At 65.0% G+C, this 19,637-nt stretch carries 18 protein-coding genes and 1 pseudogene; 8 read left to right on the forward strand and 11 right to left on the reverse strand.

Annotated elements, in window-relative coordinates:
* Positions 1-116 precede the first annotated feature (116 nt).
* Both JQ507_29975 and JQ507_29980 read left to right on the forward strand, forming a co-directional pair.
* Positions 117-1,025: a helix-turn-helix transcriptional regulator gene (locus JQ507_29975; GenBank protein ID QRI69062.1), complete on the forward strand. Its 909-nt coding sequence runs from the start codon at positions 117-119 to the stop codon at positions 1,023-1,025.
* Between the two features lie 96 nt (positions 1,026-1,121).
* On the forward strand, positions 1,122-1,658 hold the full coding sequence (locus JQ507_29980) for a hypothetical protein (GenBank protein QRI69063.1): 537 nt from the start codon (positions 1,122-1,124) through the stop codon (positions 1,656-1,658).
* Here the strand turns inward: JQ507_29980 and JQ507_29985 are convergent.
* Positions 1,639-2,424, reverse strand: a complete 786-nt coding sequence (locus tag JQ507_29985) for a helix-turn-helix domain-containing protein (protein ID QRI69064.1) — start codon at positions 2,422-2,424, stop codon at positions 1,639-1,641. The two genes, JQ507_29980 and JQ507_29985, sit on opposite strands and share 20 nt — an antisense overlap.
* A gap of 103 nt (positions 2,425-2,527) precedes the next feature.
* Here JQ507_29985 and JQ507_29990 point away from each other — a divergent pair, with 103 nt between their 5' ends.
* Both JQ507_29990 and JQ507_29995 read left to right on the forward strand, forming a co-directional pair.
* Positions 2,528-3,886 carry an aromatic ring-hydroxylating dioxygenase subunit alpha gene (locus JQ507_29990; GenBank protein ID QRI69065.1) on the forward strand — a complete coding sequence of 453 codons (1,359 nt, stop codon included), beginning with the start codon at positions 2,528-2,530 and terminating at the stop codon, positions 3,884-3,886.
* 79 nt (positions 3,887-3,965) lie between these two features.
* Entirely contained in the window at positions 3,966-5,414 is a 1,449-nt protein-coding gene (locus JQ507_29995; protein QRI69066.1) for a glutamine synthetase, read from the forward strand.
* A 15-nt stretch (positions 5,415-5,429) separates the two neighbouring features.
* On the opposite strand, the gene JQ507_30000 is transcribed toward JQ507_29995, so the two are convergent.
* From JQ507_30000 to JQ507_30030, 7 genes are all read right to left on the reverse strand, one after another.
* Complete coding sequence (locus JQ507_30000) at positions 5,430-6,731, reverse strand: DUF2974 domain-containing protein (protein ID QRI69067.1); 1,302 nt, start codon at positions 6,729-6,731, stop codon at positions 5,430-5,432.
* 99 nt (positions 6,732-6,830) lie between these two features.
* On the reverse strand, positions 6,831-7,376 hold the full coding sequence (locus tag JQ507_30005) for a hypothetical protein (protein ID QRI69068.1): 546 nt from the start codon (positions 7,374-7,376) through the stop codon (positions 6,831-6,833).
* A 200-nt stretch (positions 7,377-7,576) separates the two neighbouring features.
* The gene (locus JQ507_30010) at positions 7,577-8,290 is read right to left on the reverse strand and encodes an ABC transporter ATP-binding protein (protein QRI69069.1); all 714 of its coding nucleotides are present in this window, start codon (positions 8,288-8,290) and stop codon (positions 7,577-7,579) included.
* A complete protein-coding gene (locus JQ507_30015) occupies positions 8,283-9,050 on the reverse strand; it encodes an ABC transporter ATP-binding protein (GenBank protein ID QRI69070.1) in 768 nt (255 codons plus the stop codon). Before JQ507_30015 ends, JQ507_30010 begins: the two co-directional genes overlap by 8 nt.
* The gene (locus tag JQ507_30020; GenBank protein QRI69071.1) at positions 9,043-9,990 is read right to left on the reverse strand and encodes a branched-chain amino acid ABC transporter permease; all 948 of its coding nucleotides are present in this window, start codon (positions 9,988-9,990) and stop codon (positions 9,043-9,045) included. The genes JQ507_30015 and JQ507_30020 overlap by 8 nt, the downstream gene beginning before the upstream one ends.
* Positions 9,987-10,904 carry a branched-chain amino acid ABC transporter permease gene (locus JQ507_30025; GenBank protein QRI69072.1) on the reverse strand — a complete coding sequence of 306 codons (918 nt, stop codon included), beginning with the start codon at positions 10,902-10,904 and terminating at the stop codon, positions 9,987-9,989. The genes JQ507_30020 and JQ507_30025 overlap by 4 nt, the downstream gene beginning before the upstream one ends.
* Positions 10,905-11,130: 226 nt before the next feature.
* The gene (locus JQ507_30030) at positions 11,131-12,303 is read right to left on the reverse strand and encodes an ABC transporter substrate-binding protein (GenBank protein QRI69073.1); all 1,173 of its coding nucleotides are present in this window, start codon (positions 12,301-12,303) and stop codon (positions 11,131-11,133) included.
* Positions 12,304-12,693: 390 nt separating this feature from the next.
* On the opposite strand from JQ507_30030, the gene JQ507_30035 reads away from it, so the two are divergent.
* Positions 12,694-13,242 (forward strand): hypothetical protein, encoded by a 549-nt coding sequence (locus JQ507_30035; GenBank protein ID QRI69074.1) that lies wholly within the window; start codon positions 12,694-12,696, stop codon positions 13,240-13,242.
* Positions 13,243-13,443: 201 nt separating this feature from the next.
* Here JQ507_30035 and JQ507_30040 read toward each other — a convergent pair whose 3' ends face one another.
* Positions 13,444-14,340: a sigma-70 family RNA polymerase sigma factor gene (locus tag JQ507_30040; GenBank protein QRI69075.1), complete on the reverse strand. Its 897-nt coding sequence runs from the start codon at positions 14,338-14,340 to the stop codon at positions 13,444-13,446.
* A gap of 34 nt (positions 14,341-14,374) precedes the next feature.
* Positions 14,375-14,683: a hypothetical protein gene (locus JQ507_30045; GenBank protein QRI69076.1), complete on the reverse strand. Its 309-nt coding sequence runs from the start codon at positions 14,681-14,683 to the stop codon at positions 14,375-14,377.
* 175 nt (positions 14,684-14,858) lie between these two features.
* Here JQ507_30045 and JQ507_30050 point away from each other — a divergent pair, with 175 nt between their 5' ends.
* From JQ507_30050 to JQ507_30060, 3 genes are all read left to right on the forward strand, one after another.
* Entirely contained in the window at positions 14,859-16,253 is a 1,395-nt protein-coding gene (locus JQ507_30050; protein QRI69077.1) for a DHA2 family efflux MFS transporter permease subunit, read from the forward strand.
* 115 nt (positions 16,254-16,368) lie between these two features.
* Entirely contained in the window at positions 16,369-17,643 is a 1,275-nt protein-coding gene (locus JQ507_30055; GenBank protein ID QRI69078.1) for an NAD(P)/FAD-dependent oxidoreductase, read from the forward strand.
* Positions 17,644-17,738: 95 nt separating this feature from the next.
* A complete protein-coding gene (locus JQ507_30060; protein QRI69079.1) occupies positions 17,739-19,403 on the forward strand; it encodes a tannase/feruloyl esterase family alpha/beta hydrolase in 1,665 nt (554 codons plus the stop codon).
* A 12-nt stretch (positions 19,404-19,415) separates the two neighbouring features.
* On the opposite strand, the pseudogene JQ507_30065 reads toward JQ507_30060, so the two are convergent.
* A pseudogene (locus tag JQ507_30065) lies at positions 19,416-19,637 on the reverse strand (helix-turn-helix transcriptional regulator).

The raw sequence follows: 19,637 nt of genomic DNA on the forward strand, positions 1-19,637 counted from the left end.
TTAAGAATTATAATTCATACAAGGCCACCAGCTCGGCTTGCTGTCAATCTTTATCGGCATTATGTTTCCTAGACTAACGGCCTGATTCAGCCAGGACCGCGCGTCGCACAGGGATCATGACCGCAGCCAACGATCCGGAAACCGACTTCCTCGAACAGCTCGGCCAGCGGGTGCGCACCACGCGCGGCCTGGCCGGCATGTCGCGCAAGGTGCTCGCAAAAGTCTCCGGCATTTCCGAACGCTACATCGCCCAGCTGGAGAGCGGCAAAGGCAATGTCTCGATCGTGCTGCTGCGCCGTGTCGCAGGCGCGATGGGCGCGCATCTCGAGGACCTGATCCCCTCGAGCGAGCCGGTGCCCGATTGGGCGGTGATCCGAGATCTCCTGCGCAAGGCGTCGCCGAGCCAGATCGCGCAGGCCAAGGACATGCTCGCCGGCAGCAGCCCGCTGGCGCCACGCCGCGCCTCTTTCTCCGGCATCGCGCTGATCGGCCTGCGCGGCGCCGGCAAGACCACGCTCGGGCGGATGCTGGCGAAGAAGATCGGCTGGAGCTTTGTCGAGCTCAACAAGGAGATCGAGGCGCAGAACGGGCTCTCGGTCGCCGAGATCATCGCGCTGTACGGCCAGGAAGGCTTTCGCCGCATGGAGCAGGCCGCGCTGACGCAGCTGCTCGCGCGCAAGGAGTTGATGGTGCTGGCGACCGGCGGCGGCATCGTCTCGGAGGCGCTGACCTTCGATTTGATCCTGTCGTCGTTCTACACGATCTGGCTGAAGGCCGAGCCGGAAGAGCACATGGCCCGCGTCCGCCGCCAGGGCGATCTGCGCCCGATGGCCGACGACCGCTCGGCGATGGCCGAGCTGCGCAATATTTTGGTCAGCCGCGAGCCGCTCTATGCCCGCGCGTCGGCAGTGGTGGACACCGCCGGGCTATCGGTCGATGCAGCCGCGGCGCGGCTGATCGATTCCGTTCGGCCGGTGCTGCAGAACGAGGCGCGCTCGTTCGGGCTGCGCAGCGTGGCGCTGTAGCTCGGATGAGCTGATAAACCGGCGTCAAACGCCGGATGCGCAGCAGCAAGTACAGCCTTAGTTGCTCCGCGAGCGCCTTTCAGCCAATAATTGCACATGAAGTTGCTGTTCTTCCACGGCTCACCCGGCAAGCTCACCGTCGCCAAGGCGCTGCTCCGGATGATGCCGGGACGGCTGATGGACAACCACGCGGCGATTGATTTCGCGCGTACAATCTTCGACTTTGGCGCCCCGGGATTTTGGGAGCTGGTCCATCAGATCAGGTATTCGGCGCTCGACGCCGCGGCCGAACACAGCATCCCCCTGCTGGTCACGACGTTCTGCTACGCCGAGCCTGAGGATCGCGAGCAGTTCGGCAAGTTTGAGGAGATCGTACACCGGCACGGCGGTGAACTGCTCCCGGTGTTCCTTCATTGCTCAAGGCAAGAGGCGCTGCGCAGGGTCGACAATCCCGATCGGATTGAAAGGCGCAAGATCACGTCAGGCGAGAACCTGATCAGATTTCTCGACAGTTACGACTTCACGGCCGTGCCGCGTGCCGATTGCCTCACGCTCGACACAGGGACGGCTTCTGCGGAAGTGACCGCCCGGAACATCATCCGCCATTTCTCGCTCACAGCAGCATCGGCTTGACGGAAGTTGCCGCCTCGCGCAACTGCGGCAGAAAACTTCCGATCATCTGAGCCGCCGGCACGCGATCGACATGCGCGCCCATGTTGATGGCGGCGACGATGGTGCCGTCGTAGCGGCGCACCGGCACCGAGATCGAGCGGAAATGCGGCTCGGCCTCGCGGTCGACCAGCGAGTAGCCCTGCGCGCGGTCGGCGATGATCGTCGCGAGCAGTTTTTTCGGATCGGTGACGGTCTGCGGCGTCACGGCATCGCGGCGCATCGCCTTCAGCCGCGCCGCAAGCTCGGCATCATCGAGCCGGCCGAGCATGGCGCGGCCGACCGAGGTGCAGAACGCCGGCAGCCGGTAGCCGATGTCGAGACCGGCGGAGAACACCCGCGTCGGGCTGGAGCGCGCCACGAACACGACGTCGTCGCCGTCGAGCAGCGCGAGCGAAGCAATCTCCTGCGCTGCGGAGGCGATTCGGTCGAGCACCGGCTGCAGCACCGTCACCACCTGGTTGGATTGCAGGAACGAGCCCGCCAAGGTCAGCACATGCGGGGTCAGCGTGAACAGCTTGCCGTCGGTGGTGACAAAACCGCCATGCGCCAAGGTGAACAGGATGCGGCGCGCGGTGGCGCGCGGCAGATCGGCGGCACGCGCGAGGTCGCTCAGCGTCGCCGGACCGGTGACGGTGCCGAACACCTGCAGCAGGCGAAGCCCGCGATCCAGCGCCTCGACGAAGTCGGTGGCGCGCTCGTCCTGGTCGGTCCGCTTCAGCTTGGGCATGATTTGAATGGTTCAAAAATTGGGCTTGCTGTCGGAACCAGACATGGCATAATTCGCACATTCGTTCAATAGGCGAACAAATCCAAATCCGGGAGACGCCGCCATGATGAGCCAGGAAGCGAACGATCTGATCACCCGCACCGGGGCTAAGGAGCCCTGCGGAAAGCTGATGCGGATGTACTGGCAGCCGGCGGCGCTGGTCGACGAACTGGACGGCCCGCGCCCGGTACGGCCGGTGCGCCTGCTCGGCGAAAACCTGGTGCTGTTTCGCGGCGAGGACGGCAGCTACGGGCTGATCGATCGCCACTGCGCGCATCGCGGCGCCGACCTCGCCTTCGGCCGGCTCGAGAATGGCGGGCTGCGCTGCGCCTTCCACGGCTGGCTGTTCGACACGTCGGGCCAGTGCATCGAGACGCCGGCCGAGCCCGCCGGTTCGAAGCTCTGCAAGGGCATCAAGCAGCGCTCCTATCCCGTGGTCGAGAAGAGCGGCATCCTGTGGGCGTATCTCGGCGAAGGCGAACCGCCGGCCTTCCCCGAGCTCGACTGCTTCGTTGCCCCCGGCACGCATACGTTTGCGTTCAAGGGCCACATGAACTGCAACTGGCTGCAGGCGCTCGAGGTCGGCATCGATCCGGCGCACGCCTCCTTCCTGCATCGCTTCTTCGAGGACGAGGACACTTCGGCGGCCTATGGCAAGCAATTCCGCGGCGCGTCCGCCGGCTCCGACATGCCGATGACCAAAATCCTGCGCGAATATGACCGCCCGATCATCAATGTCGAGCACACCGAATACGGCCTGCGCCTGATCGCGCTGCGCGAGCTCGACAACGAGCGCACCCATGTACGGGTGACAAATCAGCTATTCCCGCACGGCTTCGTGATTCCGATGTCGACCGAGATGACCATCACGCAATGGCACGTGCCGGTCGACGACGAGAACTGCTACTGGTATGCGATCTTCACCAGCTACGCCGCGCCGGTCGACAAGCAGAAGATGCGCGACCAGCGGCTCGAGCTCTATACGCTGCCCGACTACAAGTCGCGCAAGAACCGCAGCAACGACTACGGGTTCGATCCGCACGAGCAGGCGAGCGCGACCTATACCGGCATGGGCAGCGACATCAACGTCCACGACCAGTGGGCCGTGGAATCGATGGGCGCGATCCAGGACCGCACCAACGAGCATCTCGGCCAGAGCGACAAGGCGATCGTGCAGTATCGCCGCCTGCTGCGGCAAGAGATCGAGAAGGTCGGCGGCGGCGAGAAACCGATGCTGTTCCTCGACGAGGCCTCCGCGCGCAGCATCCAGGGCCCGGCGACGATGGACGGCATCGGGCCGACGCTGGGCTGGGAGCTCTACTGGATGGAGGTCGACGTCAAGCGCCGCCGCGGCGCGCCGTGGGCCGCCCCCGTGCCGCGCGAGATCGCCGGCAAGGTGCAGCATCTGACGGCGGCGGAGTGATGATGGCTCCGGTGACGCCGCACTGTATCCTTCACCTCACCCCGCCTGCGGGGAGAGGAAGAAGCAAAGGAGTGACACCTTGAGCTTCGTCGAGCGTCACGGCCTGTGGTCGGACGAGCAGAAGGAGGCCGCGCACCGCCTCCGCCGCATCGTCGAGGAGAGGAACCTCGAGGTCATCAGGCTGTCGTTCCCCGACCAGCACGGCATCCTGCGCGGCAAGACGCTGATCGCCAGCGAAGCCGTGCGCTCGCTCGAGGGCGGCTGCTCGATCACCACGACGATGCTCGCCAAAGACACCTCGCACAAGACGGTGTTTCCCGTCTTCACCGCCGGCGGCGGCTTCGGCATGAAGGAAATGGAAGGCGCAGCCGACGTGCTGATGGTCGCCGACCCCACCACGTTCCGCGTGCTGCCCTGGGCCGAGAATACCGGCTGGGTGCTGTGCGATCTCTATTTCAGCGACGGCCGCCCGGTGCCGTTCGCGACCCGCAACCTCTATCGCAAGGTGCTCGATCAGCTCGGACACCGCGGCTACGATTTCGTCGCCGGCCTCGAGGTCGAGTTTCATCTGTTCAAGCTCGACGACACGCACATGGCGCCGGAGGATGCCGGCCAGCCCGGACGGCCGCCGTCGGTCAGCCTGCTATCGCACGGCTATCAGTATCTCACCGAGCAGCGCTACGATCAGATGGAGCCGGCGCTCGAGATCATCCGCCGCGACATCCTCGCGCTCGGGCTGCCGCTGCGCACGGTCGAGGTCGAGTTCGGCCCGAGCCAGTGCGAATTCACCTTCGCGCCCACTGTGGGCCTTGCCCCTGCCGACACCATGGTGCTGTTCCGTTCGGCGGTGAAGCAGATCGCGCGCCGCCACGGCTATCACGCGACCTTCATGTGCCGGCCGAAGCTGCCGAACATTTTTGCCAGCGGCTGGCATCTGCACCAGTCGCTGGTGTCGCGCACCGGTGGCGAGAACGCCTTCATGGCCAAGGAAACTGGAAAGGAGACCGGCGAGCCCTTGAGCCCGCTCGGCCGCGCCTGGCTCGCTGGCCTGCTCGAGCACGCGCGGGCCTCGACCGTGTTCACGACGCCGACCATCAACGGCTACAAGCGCTACCGCTCCTACTCGCTGGCACCGGACCGCGCGATCTGGGGCCGCGACAACCGCGGCGTCATGATCCGCGTGCTCGGCGGAGCGAATGATCCGGCGACACGGCTGGAGAACCGGATCGGCGAGCCCGCCGCCAACCCCTATCTCTACATGGCCTCGCAAATTCTCTCCGGCCTCGACGGCGTCGACCGCAAGCTCGATCCCGGTCCATCCGCCGACACGCCCTACGAGACCAAGGCCGCGCTGCTGCCGAAGTCGCTGCGCGAAGCGGTGTTCGCGCTCAACGACGATCCGTTCTTCCGCGGCGCGTTGGGGCCGGAGTTCGTGGACTATTACGTCTTCATCAAGAACGCCGAGATCGAGCGCTTCCAGGCCGAGGTATCGGACTGGGAGCACCGCGAATATTTCGAGATGTTTTGAGGTTAAGCTATCCGCTTACTCCGCTCTTTGTAGAGGTTCGAAGGCAACAGCGCCTCCAACCTGGGCGAAGACTTCACGAGAATTCGCGCGCTGAAGGGCTTGTGTCCACTGCCTTCCGAGCGAGCTCGATCCGGCAAGCTGGCTTCCGCCGCGCAGCTTCTTGCGCACTGCCGCCAGCAGCGTCTGGCGCTGCGAAACGCTGGAAACCAGCACTTCGTCCTGGTCAGTGGCCGGAGCACGATATCTGATGTCCCTGCAGCCCCCTGGCGGTGCTTCATAGGCAAGCTGCGTTTCGCCATTGTAGGACAGCTGCACCAGCTGGGTGGACATGCCAGTCATGCCATGAAGCTGAATCGGGCTACCGGGTGGCAGTGCGTCGACCTTGACGGTTCGGACATACGGATTGCACTTCGACTTTGCGGACGGATATTGCTGGGCCGCACTGCGTACATAGGACAGGACTTCGCCTTCCTGGTAGATCCTGTCGATTGTCAGGCCGTCAGCATTCGATTCCCGCAGTGACTGGTCGACCAGATGCGCTCCGGTGACCGGGGAAGGATCGAACGCGAAGACCTTCGATATTCGCGGCCCCTTCAACTTGGTGGCCAGAGCGGCGAGCTGCGCGAGGCCGCCGCCAAGAGAGTGCCCAGTCGAAACGATCTGCGGCTTGACGGCGGCTCGCTTGTAGCAATCGAGATTCTGGACCGACTTGATGATGGCGTCCACATTGCGGCGCAGCTGATGATAGTAGTCATCATAGGGAGAACCGAACCGGTCCGCGTTGGAGAGCCAATCGCCAAGCGACGTTCCAACCGTTCCGCGAAATGCAATGCTGACTTCGCTGCAGGCCCCGCTGGCGACCTTTGCCGAGCGCGCGCGAGCCCAGACCTGGAAAGCCGGGCCGCCACTGAAACTCCAGCCTCGGTTGTTGTAAGCGGCGAGGCAGTCAGCGTCAGTCGGATCGATGCAGGTGAGATAGCTGTCACTTCCGAACTGATATCGCCACCGCTTGAAGGCTTCCCGCGCCCGCGGCTTCACTTTTTCATCCGGGAATATCGTCTGAACGGCGTAGTTCACATCCGCGCCGTAGCCATCGGCATCCTGCGTTGCGCGCCGGGCATTGAACTCGTCGAGAGGCAGGTAGGCCGCAGACGCTTGGATCGCATAGGGAGCGTAGTATCTTGCGTAGTTATAGACGAATGAAGCTTGAATATAGCGTCCGTCGGACTGGGCCGTCGCAGGACCAACATTCGCCGCTACCAGGGGTATCGCGATTGCGACGAGCTTCAATATCGACCAAACCGGGTTGGATCGCATGGCGGCTTCCTCCGGAAAATAAATTGGCAATCTATGCGTGTATCAAAGCACAGCAACCAGCGGCTGACAATATGCCCCGTGAATCAAGCAGGAGCGACGCTACCCGCGCGGCGGGGGTGCAACTCGCCTCGAGATCAGTTGAACGCCAATGACAGCGATCGCATAGATGCCGAAAATGCCCAGAGCTATCGGTGCGCCGTCGGCGATCCGCCACGCCAGTCGTACGGTATCGTGGGCGACGACGCCGATATTTCCGCCATAGATCATGCAGGGACCGACACCGCCCTCATTGGGATTGCAGTTCGGATTGACCAGGGATCCGATCGATAGCATCGGCCCGAAATAGGGTACGAAGGCGCAGACCAGGCTGATGGCAAGCCCCAGCAACAATCGGCTCGAGAGACGCATCCAGCCTTTCCAGATCAGGAAAAACCCCAACGTCAGCCAAATCGCCGCCAAGCCATCGCTGAACCGGAGGCCTACAAAGGACCCGGCCTCCAGTGCGCTGCGGATAATCTCGCCGGCCGAACTCGGCCCGATCTCGCACGTCACGTTGCTGCCCGCCTGACAGCCCTTCAGCTTTGCGACAGCCGAGGTTGCGAGGACGACGATTTCTGGAAGGAACGTGAGAGCAATGAGCAGCAACAGCGCCCATCTCCAGAATGATACATGCGAGTATGATCTTGATTCAGAATTCATGGCACGGCTGCGCTGGATCGAACGGCGCGAGCGCACAATCGCTCACTACCCGTGATTTAGTCACTGTACAGTCAATATGAGTGGTCCGCTACCGGAAGTGGCAGTCAACCGCCGTTTGACAACCAAGACGTGGAGGAGGCTCTGCTTCAAATCCCGAGATACTTGTGCTGCAGGTCCGGCTCGGCGAGCAGCTGCTCGCTGGTGCCGCTCCACACCGTCTTGCCGCGCTCGATGATGTAGTGGCGGTCGGCGATGCGGGCGAGGTTGCCGACGTTCTTGTCGATCACCAGCACCGATTGGCCGCGCCCCTTCAGCATCGACAGGCAGCTCCAGATCTCGTCGCGGATCAGGGGTGCTAGGCCCTCGGTCGCTTCGTCGAGGATCAGCAGCCGCGGATTGGTCATCAGTGCGCGGCCGATCGCGAGCATCTGCTGCTCGCCGCCGGACAGCGTGACGCCCATATTGCTGGTGCGCTCGGCGAGCCGCGGAAACAGCGCATGGATCTTGTCGATGGTCCAGGGATCGGAGGCACCGAGGCGATTGCCTGAGGCGGCGACGAGATTCTCGCGCACCGTCAGGTTCGGGAAGATCTGACGGCCTTCCGGCACCAGGCCGATGCCAAGTTTTGCAATTTTGTAGGACGGCAGGCCGCGCACCGCCTCGCCGGCGAAGCGGATGGCGCCTGATCGCGCTGGCGTCAGGCCCATGATCGAGCGGATGGTCGTGGTCTTGCCCATGCCGTTGCGTCCCATCAGGGCAACCATCTCGCCGACCTTGATCTGCAACGACATGCCGAACAGCACCTGGCTCAGCCCGTAGCAGGTCTCGATCCCATCGACGTCGAGCAAAGTGTCAGACATGGCGCGTCACCGCATGCTGCTCGCCGAGATAGGCGCGCTTGACCTCTTCGTGCTTGCGGATCGCGTCCGGCACGTCGCAGGCGATGACGCGGCCATAGACCAGCACCGTGATGCGGTCGGCCAGCGCGAACACCGCCTCCATGTCGTGCTCGACCAGCACGATGGTGACTTCCTTGCGCAGCTCCTTGAGCAGCGCGACCATCCGCGCCGACTCGGTGACGCCGAGCCCGGCCATCGGCTCGTCCAGCAGCAGAAGCTGCGGCTTGGTGGCAAGCGCAACCGCAAGCTCCAGCTCGCGCTGCTCGCCATGGCTCAATTGCGAGACCACGATATCGGCGCGCTTGCCGAGGCCGACCCGCTCCAGCGCGGCGCGCGCGGCCTCGCGCAGACGCGTCTCCTTGCGCGCATTGCCCCAGAAGCGGAACGAGTGGCCGTCATGCGCCTGCGCCGCCAGCGCGACATTGTCGATCGCCGAGAAGTCCTTGAGCAGCGAGGTGATCTGGAACGAGCGCGCCAGCCCGAGCCTCGAGCGCTTGTAGGACGGCAAGCCCGTGACGTCGCGGCCGGCGAAGCGGATGGTGCCGGAATTCGGCATCACCTGGCCTGTCAACTGGCTGATCAGCGTGGTCTTGCCGGCGCCGTTGGGGCCGATGATGGCGTGCAGCTCGCCCGGCACCACCTCCATCGAAAGGTTGTCGGTCGCGGTGATGCCGCCATAGCGGCGCACCAGATTGTCGACACGCAACAAGGGTTCAGCCACGGCGCATCCTCCCGAGCAGCCCCATGATGCCGCCGCGCGCGAACAGCACGATCAACAGCAGCACCGGGCCGAGGATCAGGCCCGAGAATTCGGTAAACTGCGACAGCAGTTCCTCCAGCAGCAGATAGACGATCGCGCCGACCACGGGGCCGAACAGCGTGCCCATGCCGCCCAGGATCACCATCACCATCAGGTCGCCGGAACGCGTCCAGTACATCACGGCCGGGCTGACGAAATCGGTATTGTTGGCGAGCAGTGCGCCGGCAAGCCCGCAGATCGTACCTGATATCACGAAGCAGACCAGCCGATAGCGGTTGGCATGGAAGCCGATCGCCTGCATGCGCTGCTCGTTGGAGCGGACGCCCTGCACCACGAGCCCGAAGCGCGAATTGACGATGCGCCAGATCAGATAGAGGCCGCCGAACAGGCAGGCCAGGCACAGATAATAGAACTGGTTGCGATCCGACAGGTTGATCAGGCCGGCGAAGTCGCTGCGCTTGTAGACGGTGAGCCCGTCGTCGCCGCCGTAACGCGACAGGCCGGAGGCGATGTAATAGGCCATCTGCGCGAAGGCCAGCGTGATCATGATGAAATAGACGCCGCGGGTGCGCAGGCTGAGCGCGCCGATCACCAGCGCGAACAGCGCCGAGACGACGAGCGCCACCGGCCACTGGATGAAACCGGAGCCGATGCCCTCGGCGGCGAGGATGCCGACGGCATAGCCACCGATGCCGAGATAGGCGGCGTGGCCGAAGCTCATCATGCCGCCATAGCCCATGATCAGATTGAGGCTCGCCGCGGCCAGCGCGAAGATCACGATGCGGGTGAACAGCGTGAGGATGAAGATGTTGCCGGTGACGGCCGAATAGGCCGGCAGCAGGAGCAGGGCGGCGCACAGCAGCGCCGCGACCGCATTGGAGGCGTTGAGCTTGGGCATCATCGTTTGGCCGCCGGGAACAGCCCCTCGGGCCGCAATACGAGGATGATGGCCATCAGGAGGTAGATCAGCATCGAGGACAGCGCCGGCGCCGCGGTCGAAGCGGCCGCCCCGCTCAGGACCTTGCGCAGCAGGTCGGGCAGGAAGGCGCGTCCCATCGTGTCGATGATGCCGACGAAGAGCGCGGCCATGAACGCACCGCGGATCGAGCCGATGCCGCCGATCACGATGATGACGAAGGCGAGGATCAGGATGTTCTCGCCCATGCCGATCTGCACGGTGAGGATCGGCGCCTGCATCAGCCCGGCGAGGCCGGCGAGCGCGGCCCCCAGGCCGAACACCAGCGTGAACAGCAGCTTGATGTTGATGCCGAGCGCCCCGATCATCTCGCGATTGGAAGCACCGGCGCGGATCAGCATGCCAACGCGGGTGCGCATCACGACGAGATAGAGCAAGGCCGCAACCGCCAGCGCGACCACGATGATCATCAGCCGGTAGGCCGGGTAATACACCCCGGGAACGATCTGCACCGGCACGGTGAGCCAGGCCGGCAGTGGCAGCGCGAGGCCGGCCGGGCCCCAGATCAGCCGCACGGCATCGTTGAAGAACAGGATCAGGCCGAACGTCGCCAGCACCTGGTCGAGATGGTCGCGGCCATAGAGATGCCTGAGCGCGACGTATTCCAGCGCGACGCCGAGCAGCAGCGTGGCGCCGAGCGCCAGCAGCGCACCGAGCACGAAGCTGCCGGTCCAGGCCACGAAGGTCGCCGCGAAATAGGCGCCCATCATGTAGAGCGAGCCATGCGCCAGGTTGACGAAGTCCATGATGCCGAACACCAGCGTGAGGCCGGCCGCCAGCAGGAAGAGCAGCAGGCCGAATTGCAGGCCATTCAGCAGTTGTTCGACGACGAGATACATCGTGAGGCTACGTCACCTTGAGCGAAGCGGGTTGGGGTGTCCGCGCATTGCACGCTGCGCGTTCTCCCTCGCCCCGCTCTTGCGGGGAGAGGGTTGGGGTGAGGGGCTGTCTCCAGGATCGAGCTCTTGGAAACGGCCCCTCACCCAATCGCTTCGCGATTGACCTCTCCCCGCAAGAGCGGGGCGAGGTGAAGAAGCAAGCCGCGCGCCAAAAGGCGCCCGACAATCACTTCATCGAGCACTTGTCGTGGAATTTGTCCTGGTCGTCCTTGACGATGGTCGCGACCGTCTTCAACGAAAGCTGGCCGTCGGCATCCTTGACCACGTCCTGCAGATAGAAATTCTGGATCGGGATGTGGTTGTTGCCGTATTTGAACGGGCCGCGCAGCGACTTGAAGTTGGCCTTCTCCATCTCGGCCTTCATCGCGTCCTTCTTGGTGAGATCACCCTTCACCGCGACGACGGCGCTGTTGATCAGCTGGGCGGCGTCATAGGCCTGGGCGCCGTAATAGGTCGGGCGCAGGCCGGGATACTTCTTGCGATAGTCCTCGACGAACTTCTTGTTCTCGGCGTTCGGCAGGTCGTTGACCCATTCCTGCGCGCCGGGGATGCCGATCGCATTGTCCTTCTGCAGCGGCAGCGACAATTCGTCGATGGTGAAGGCGGTGTAGAGCGGGATCTGCGCCTTGATGCCGGCCTGTGCATACTGGTTCAGGAACTGGACGCCGGCCGCGCCCGGATAGAACACGAAGATCGACTCGGCCTTGGAGTTGCGCGCCTTGGTCAGCTCGGCGGAGAAGTCGAGCTGGCTCGGCCACACCGTGTATTCCTCGCCGACCACCTCGCCCTTGAAGGTGCTCTTCACGCCCGCGAGCATGTCCTTGCCGGCAGCGTAGTTCGGGCCGATCAGGAACACCGACTTGACGCCCTTCTGGTTCATGTAGAGGCCCATCGCGGCGGGCGTCTGGTCGTTCTGCCAGGAGGTCGAGAACACGTAAGGCGAGCACAGCTCACCGGCGAGCTGCGACGGGCCGGCATTGGCGGAGATCAGGAAGGTTTTCGAATCGACTGCGGTCTTCAGCGAGGCCAGCAGCACGTTCGACCAGATGTAGCCGACGATGAAGTCGACCTTGTCGGACTGCACCAGCTTCTCGGTCTTCTGCTTGCCCACATCAGGCTTCTGCTGGTCGTCCTCGTAGATCACCTCGACCGGCTTGCCGTCGATCTTGCGGCCGAGATGGTCGAGCGCGAGCTCGAACGAATTGCGCATGTCGTTGCCGATCACGGCGGTCGGACCGCTGAAGGTCGAGACGAAGCCGATCTTGACGCTGTCAGCCGCCGTCGCCGGCTGCGCCAGCGCCAGAGCCATGGCGCCTGCCAGCCAAAATGCCTTTTTCATATTCACTCCCCTCCTCAACCAAAGATTCCGCCGGGCCCGATCGAGGCCGGCGGTCACGCGTTGCGCGCGTCGTTCTGTGACGTGTTTTGTGCGCGATATCGCAAGTGTGCAGCAAGCATGAACCGACGGCCCTCGATTAGAACCTTCGGCGCATACCCCAGCACCTTGCATCATAATTCGTCCAAATCGACCGTGGCAAGAAATATAATGCCGGTTGCGTAGGCAACGATTGTCGCAGGCCCGCGCTTCCTCCCGACGGCCCCGGCGCACAGTGCAGCAGGCTTTAGTGATCCGGTAAAGGACGCGGAAACCACAGGCCGGCAAGCATTCGCAGGCTTCATGGTCCGGAAAGCATCGCCGGGCGACGCTGCCGCCAAAGGGGTGCGTCACATGCTGAATTACATCTTCGGCTTCAATGCCCGAATGGGCCGGCTGGCTTTCTTCTTCTGCAGCTTCGTGACCGGCTTCGGCTTCTTGATGCTGGTCTACGGCATCACCGGCAATGCACCGGCGAGCGGCAGGACGGACGTGCTGCTGGCGCAGGCCGCGAACAGCCCCGCCTTGATCTTTTCCTTCTATGGCATGCTCCTGATCTGCTTCATGCTGCAATCGATGCGCGTGCGTGACATCGGATGGGATCCGGTCTGCGTGATGGCGGCATGGATCGCTCTCATGGTGCTCGACCGGGCCATTGCCGGACGATTTCCCGAATATGCGCTGACCTATCATCACACCGCAACGGTGGTCGGCACGATCGCCAACGGCGTGATGAATCTGGTGCTGACGTTCTGGCCGGGCAGCGGCCGTTTCGATGAAGCCTCGCCATCGCCGCGCGAGAGCGGCGGCGACGGCATGTTTGAACGAAACAGCGCACCGGCCGTCGGCGGCAGCCGCGTGGCGCGGATTGCCAGCGGCGAATTCGGCGGCAAGACGCGGTAGCGGCGCTCTCTTCTCACCGTCGTCCCGGCGAAGGCCGGGACCCATAACCACTGCCTTGCGTTGTCGCAGCAAGCTGGGGCCCCAGCATCGCAAACCAATTGCCATTCGTGGTTATGTGTCCCGGATCGCGCTTCGCTTGTCCGGGACGACACTGAGTTTGTGGCGCGGTCACTGCCTTGCGGCGGCTGAGCCGCGGCGCGCTCACCCCTCGTCCACCGCCCATTCGGCGCCGTCGATCGCATAGGATGCGTGGCGGAAATCCCTGATGATCGCAACCTTGTCGGCGGACCAGTCGAGCAGCATGAACGATCGCGGCGGCGCATCCAGCGCGTCCGGCTCGAACACCAGGATCGCGGGACGGCCCTCGACCTGTCCGGTCTTGAGGTGCCAGTCATCGATCTTGGCATAGTTGCCGAAATAGCGTGATACCTCGGCCTTGCCGTTCAGCCGCGTCCGGTTGACTAGCTCGAGCCTGATGTCATCGGCGATCATGGCGCGGATGGCGTCGAAGTCGCGGGCGTTGAAGCGGCTGACATAGGCGTTCAGCCTGGTGCGTTCGCCAGGCGACAGGCCCGGCCGCGGCGCATCGTCGGGCTCGCGGGCGAACGCGCGCAGTTGCGTGCGTCCACGGTGCAGCGCCGCCTTCACCGCCGGCAGGCTGAAATCCATGATGCCGCAGACCTCCTGCAAGGAACAGCCGAGCACATCCATCAGGATCACGCTGGAGCGCTGCGCCACCGGCAGCCGCATGAAGGTGCGCAGGCTGGCCGCCGCGATCTCGCGGCGGCCGACATCGTCGAGCTCTCCGGCCATCATGTCCACCTCCTCCGAAGAGTGGAGCGCGTCCTGGCGGTTGCGCCGCCTGAGGAAATCCAGCGCCGTGTTGTGCGCGATCCGGAACAGCCAGGCTTGAGGGTTCTGGATCGGCGCTGCGGACGCGAAGCCCTCCATCGCCTTGATCAGCGCATCCTGCAGCACATCCTCGCCGTCGATGACGGATCCGACCATGCGGGCACAGTAGCGATGCAGCCTCGGCCGCATCGCTGCCAGCAGCGCGTCGACCTCGGTCGGGGCCGGCGCCTGGGGTGGTGACGTCATGACGGCTCCGCGGATCTGTTCATGGCCCATCGGTTCACGGCTCGTCCAGCATACGATAATTGCCGACAATCACGGCACTGCGAACCAGCGGCGGCTCGGCGCAACGGTCGCGGATGCCGTCCTGGAAGGCCTGGAACGCAGCCAGCTTCGGGATCGGGCTCGAGCCGTCGTCGGCCGCAGTCTCGACCATATGGATGAAGGTGTCGTCCTCCAGCCGCAGCGTCATGTAGCGCACGTCGTCCGGGCCGGCCGCCTTCAGCTCGGCGAACACAGCCGCAACCAGCGCGGCATTCTTCTCCGCCAGCTCCGGCTTGGTCTTGTACCTGATCAGGGTCCGTCGCATCGCAGCCTCCTTGGTTTGCGGCCCGAACCGGCCGCGTCAGACCCAAGGACGTTTGCGGACCGCCAAAGGATGCGGCCCGGCAAAAATAATTGTTGGCCGCATCCTTTGCCCATCCCGGTTCGTCCTTGCCGGCGAAGCGCGCCGCGGCCCTGCGGTACGCCAACGGAGAACCACCATGCAGACCCCTGAACAGCGCTGGGCGCTCGGCCTCACCGCGCTGGCATCCTTCATGATGGCGCTGGACGCCATGATCATGACCACCGCCTTCGCCACCATCCGTGCGGATTTCGGCAGCGCCGTGGAGACGCTGCAATGGACCGTCAATGCCTTCAACCTGACCTTCGCGGTGCTGCTGCTGACCGGTGCCGCGCTCGGCGACCGTTTCGGGCGGCGCCGGATGTTCGCCGCCGGAATTGGCCTGTTCGTCGCGGCCTCAGTTGCGTGTGCACTGGCCGGCAACGCCGCCTCGCTGGTTGCCGCTCGCGCCCTGCAGGGCGCCGGTGCGGCGCTGGTGATGCCGCTGGCGATGGCGATCCTGAGCGGCGCGTTCGGCCGCGAGGAGCGCGCCCGCGCGCTCGGCATCTTCAGCGGCATCACCGGATGCGCGCTGATCATCGGTCCTGCGATCGGCGGCTTCATCACCGAGCATCTCGGCTGGCGCTGGATCTTCTGGATCAATTTGCCGATCGGCCTTGCCGCTATTGCACTCGTGATCGCGCGGCTGCGTGAGAGCTTCGGACCGTCAGCGCCGCTCGACATCCCCGGACTGACGCTGGTCGCACTCGCGGCGCTGGCTTTGGTCTGGGGCCTGCTGCGTGGCAACAGCGTCGGATGGGCCAGCGCGGAAGTGGCGGGCGCCCTGATCGCCGGCGTCGCGTTGGCCGTGATGTTCGTGCTGTGGGAGCTGCGCGCGACGAGCCCGATGGTGCCGATGCGGCTGTTCGCGGCAAGGCCATTCGCGTCCGGCATGGCGGCGAGCGTGCTGTTCTATGCCGCGATGTACGGCGTGCTGTTCCTGCTGCCGCAGTTCCTGCAGGTCGTGCTCGGCTTCGATGCCTTCGGCGCCGGGCTGCGTCTGTTGCCGTGGACGACTACGCTGTTCGTCACGGCGCCGATCGCCGGCGCCGTGGTCAACCGGTTCGGCGAGCGCACGCTCGTGGTCACCGGCCTCTTGATGCAGGCGATCGGGCTCGGCTGGATCAGCGAGATCGTGAGCCCCTCTGTGCCCTACTCCGCGCTGATCGCGCCGCTGGTGCTCGCCGGCGTCGGTGTGTCGATGGCGATGCCGGCCGCGCAGAACGCGGTGCTGGGCGCCGTTGCGGTCAGCGAGATGGGCAAGGCATCGGGCATCTTCAACATGGGCCGCTTCCTTGGCGGCATGTTCGGCATCGCGGCGATGGTGGCGAGCTTCGTCGCGAACGGCGCGGGAGATTCATCCGGACATTTCAGCAATGGATTCGCTGCGGCGATGAGCCTTGCGGCAATGCTGTCATTCGCCGGCGCGATCGCGGGAATGTTCCTGCCGATGCGACGTCAGGTCATCGCCGCGGCCGCGCCGCAGGATGCGTGAGACCTGCCGCGATTGGGTTTCGCTATCGGGCGATCAAGCAATTCGTATTGGAATGGAGCTGCGAATGATTACATAATCAAGCGACGAAGCCGTTCGAAACCGAGGGCGACATCAGATGACGCAAGCACCGGCCAAACCTCATCGCGTGGTGATCGTCGGCGCCGGCTTCGGCGGACTGGAAGCCGCCTTCGGTCTTGCGGGCGCGCCGGTCGAAATCACGCTGATCGACCGCCGCAACCACCATCTGTTCCAGCCGCTGCTCTACCAGGTCGCGACCGCTTCGCTCGCGACCAGCGAGATCGCCTGGCCGATCCGCTATCTGCTGCGCGATCGCCCCGAAGTGAGGACGCTGTTCGCCAATGTCTGCGGCGTCGACGCGGCCGCGAAACAAGTGCAGCTCGACGACGGCGGCAGCATTCCCTATGACACGCTGATCCTCGCTACAGGCGCGCGGCATGCCTATTTCGGCCATGACGAATGGGAGCCATTCGCGCCCGGCCTGAAGACGCTGGAGGACGCCACCACGCTCAGGCGGCGCATCCTGGTCGCGTTCGAGCGCGCCGAGCGCGAGACCGATCCGGACGCGCGCGCCGCGCTGCTGACCTTTGTCGTGGTCGGCGCCGGCCCGACCGGTGTCGAGATGGCCGGCACCATCGCCGACCTCGCCAAGGACACGCTGCCGCGCGACTTCCGCCACATCGACACCCGCATGGCGCGCGTGGTGCTGATCGAGGCCGGACCGCGTGTGCTGGCCGGCTTCCCCGACGATCTCTCCGCCTATGCTCAGCGCGCGCTGGAGAGCCTCGGCGTCGAGGTGGTGCTCGGCGAAGCGGTCACCGAATGCGCGGCCGACGGCGTGATCTATGGCGGCAACAAGCTCGCGGCACGCACCATCGTGTGGGCCGCCGGCGTCCGCGCCTCGCGCGCCGCCGAATGGCTGAACGCGCCCGCGGACCGCGCGCACCGGCTCCAGGTCGAGCCTGATCTCACCGTGCCGGGTCATCCCGACATCTTCGCCGTCGGCGACACCGTCACCATCAAGGGACCGGACGGCAATCCGGTGCCCGGCATCGCGCCGGCCGCCAAGCAGGAAGGACGCTACGCCGCCGCCCTGATCAAGGCGCGGCTCAAGGGCGAGACCTTGCCGCCGTTCCAGTACAAGCACGCCGGCAGCCTCGCGCAGATCGGCAAGCGGCTGGCGGTGATCGATTTCGGCAAGTTCAAGCTGCGCGGCGCGCTCGCGTGGTGGATCTGGGGCATCGCCCACATCTACTTCCTGATCGGCCTGCGCAACCGCCTCAGCGTCGCGCTGAGCTGGCTCTGGGTCCACGCCCGCAACCAGCGCGCCGCACGACTGATCACGCAGGGCAGCAGCAAGGTCGCGCAGTAGACGTGCTCCGCTCGCGCAATGCTCGGCGCGGCTTGTGCGCCAGGGCCGCGCATGAAATACTTGCCGCAGCAACAATAATGCCCTGGGAGGAAACGATGCGGATCGATGCGCGCGTATGGGCGCTTGCGGCTTCGCTGGTCACGCTGACGTCATGCGGCTCAGTCGCGTCCGCGGCGCAGATGACCGGCGATCCCGCGGCGACCTGCAGCAGCCTTGCCGGTCCAGCCGACGGTGCCGTCAGGATCGACACCGCCACGCTGCAGGCGCCGACACAGCTCTCGGTCTCCGACAAGGCGCCGACACCGGCCGGCCGCATCGTCCCGGCCAATCCCGCCTTCTGCAAGCTGCTCGGGCATATTGATTCTGTCGATCCCAAGGCCCCGCCGATCAAATTCGAGGTGAATCTGCCCGTCGAGTGGAACGGCCGCGCGCTGCAATATGGCGGCGGCGGCTTCAACGGCGTGCTGATATCGGGCCTCGGCCTGCCGCCAGCCTATCCGTTCGACAAGGCATCGCCGCTGGCGCTCGGCTTCGTCACGGCCGGCACCGACTCCGGCCACGAGCAGAAGCCCGGCGAGCCGCCGCAGCTGTTCGCGCTCAACGACGAGGCGTTCGAGAATTTCTCGCACAAGGCCTACAAGAAGGTGCGCGACGCCGCGCGGGCGCTGACGGTGCGCGCCTACGGCAAGCCGCCGGCGAAGACGTATTTCATGGGATCGTCCGAGGGCGGGCGCGAGGCGCTGACCATGGCGCAGCGTTACCCGGACGATTTCGACGGCATCTTCGCGCGCGTGCCCGTGATCAACTGGGTCGGACTGCAACATGCCGGCACCCGCTCCGGCCTCGTGACGATGGGCGACGGCTGGATCCGGCCGGCGCAGGTCAAGCTCGTGGCCGAGGCGGTGCTCAAGGCCTGCGACAAACAGGACGGCTCGGACGACGCCTTGGTGCAGGATCCCGTCGGCTGCAAGGCCGCGTTCAAGCCGGCCACGCTGGCCTGCACTGCGGGCCAGAGCGGCGACGACTGCCTGACCGAGAAGCAAATCGCCGCGATCGAGACGCTGCATTCGCCGTACAAATTCCCGTTTCCGCTCGCCAACGGCCTCGACGACTATCCGGGCTGGGGCGTGTCGGGCGAGGACACGCCGGCGTTCGGCCCGACCGGCGGCTGGAAGGCCTGGTGGCTCGGCACCACTGCGCCGGCGCAGCCGCCCGCTCCGACCAACGGCATCGCCTGGATCTACGGTGCCGGCGGCATTCAATATGTCTTCGCACGCGATCCGAAACTCGACGTCACGACCTATCGCCCCGAAGATCACAAGGCACGCGTGCTTGAAGTGTCCGCGCTGATGGATTCCACCGATCCGGATCTCAGCCGCTTCCATGCGCGTGGCGGCAAGCTCGTGATTCTCGAACACATGGCCGACTACGCGCAAAGCCCCTATGCCGGCATCCGCTACTTCGAGACTATCGAGAAGACGCTCGGCAAGGACAAGGTCGCGGAATTCGCCAGGCTCTACACTGCCCCCGGCGTCGACCATGTCGGCTCCGGCGCGCCCGCCAATATCGACATGCTGGCCGTGCTGGTCGACTGGGTCGAGAACGGCAAAGCGCCCGGCGATCTCGAGGTGCGCGAGCAGACAACGGAAGCGCCCGCCTTCGACACCCTCCGCTCGCTGCCCTTGTGCCGCTGGCCGGCATGGCCGCATTACAAGACGGGACCGGTTACTGAAGCGGCGAGTTTCGTCTGCGCGCCATGACGGGAGGCCGCGTCACCCCATCACCTGATGCGGTGAGCGGCCGAACGCGGCCTTCAAGGCGCGGCTGAAATGCGAGACATCGCTGAAGCCGAAGCTCGGCGCGACATCGGTGACGCCGCCGAACCGCCGTTCGGCCAGCGCCTGATAGGCGCCGGCGAGGCGCTGCTGCCACAGCCAGCGGATCGGCGTCGAGCCTTCGCGCGCGAACAGGCGGTTCAGCATGCGCGGCGAGAC

Origin of the sequence: Bradyrhizobium sp. PSBB068, from assembly GCA_016839165.1 — a bacterium.
Taxonomy (GTDB): Bacteria; Pseudomonadota; Alphaproteobacteria; order Rhizobiales; family Xanthobacteraceae; genus Bradyrhizobium.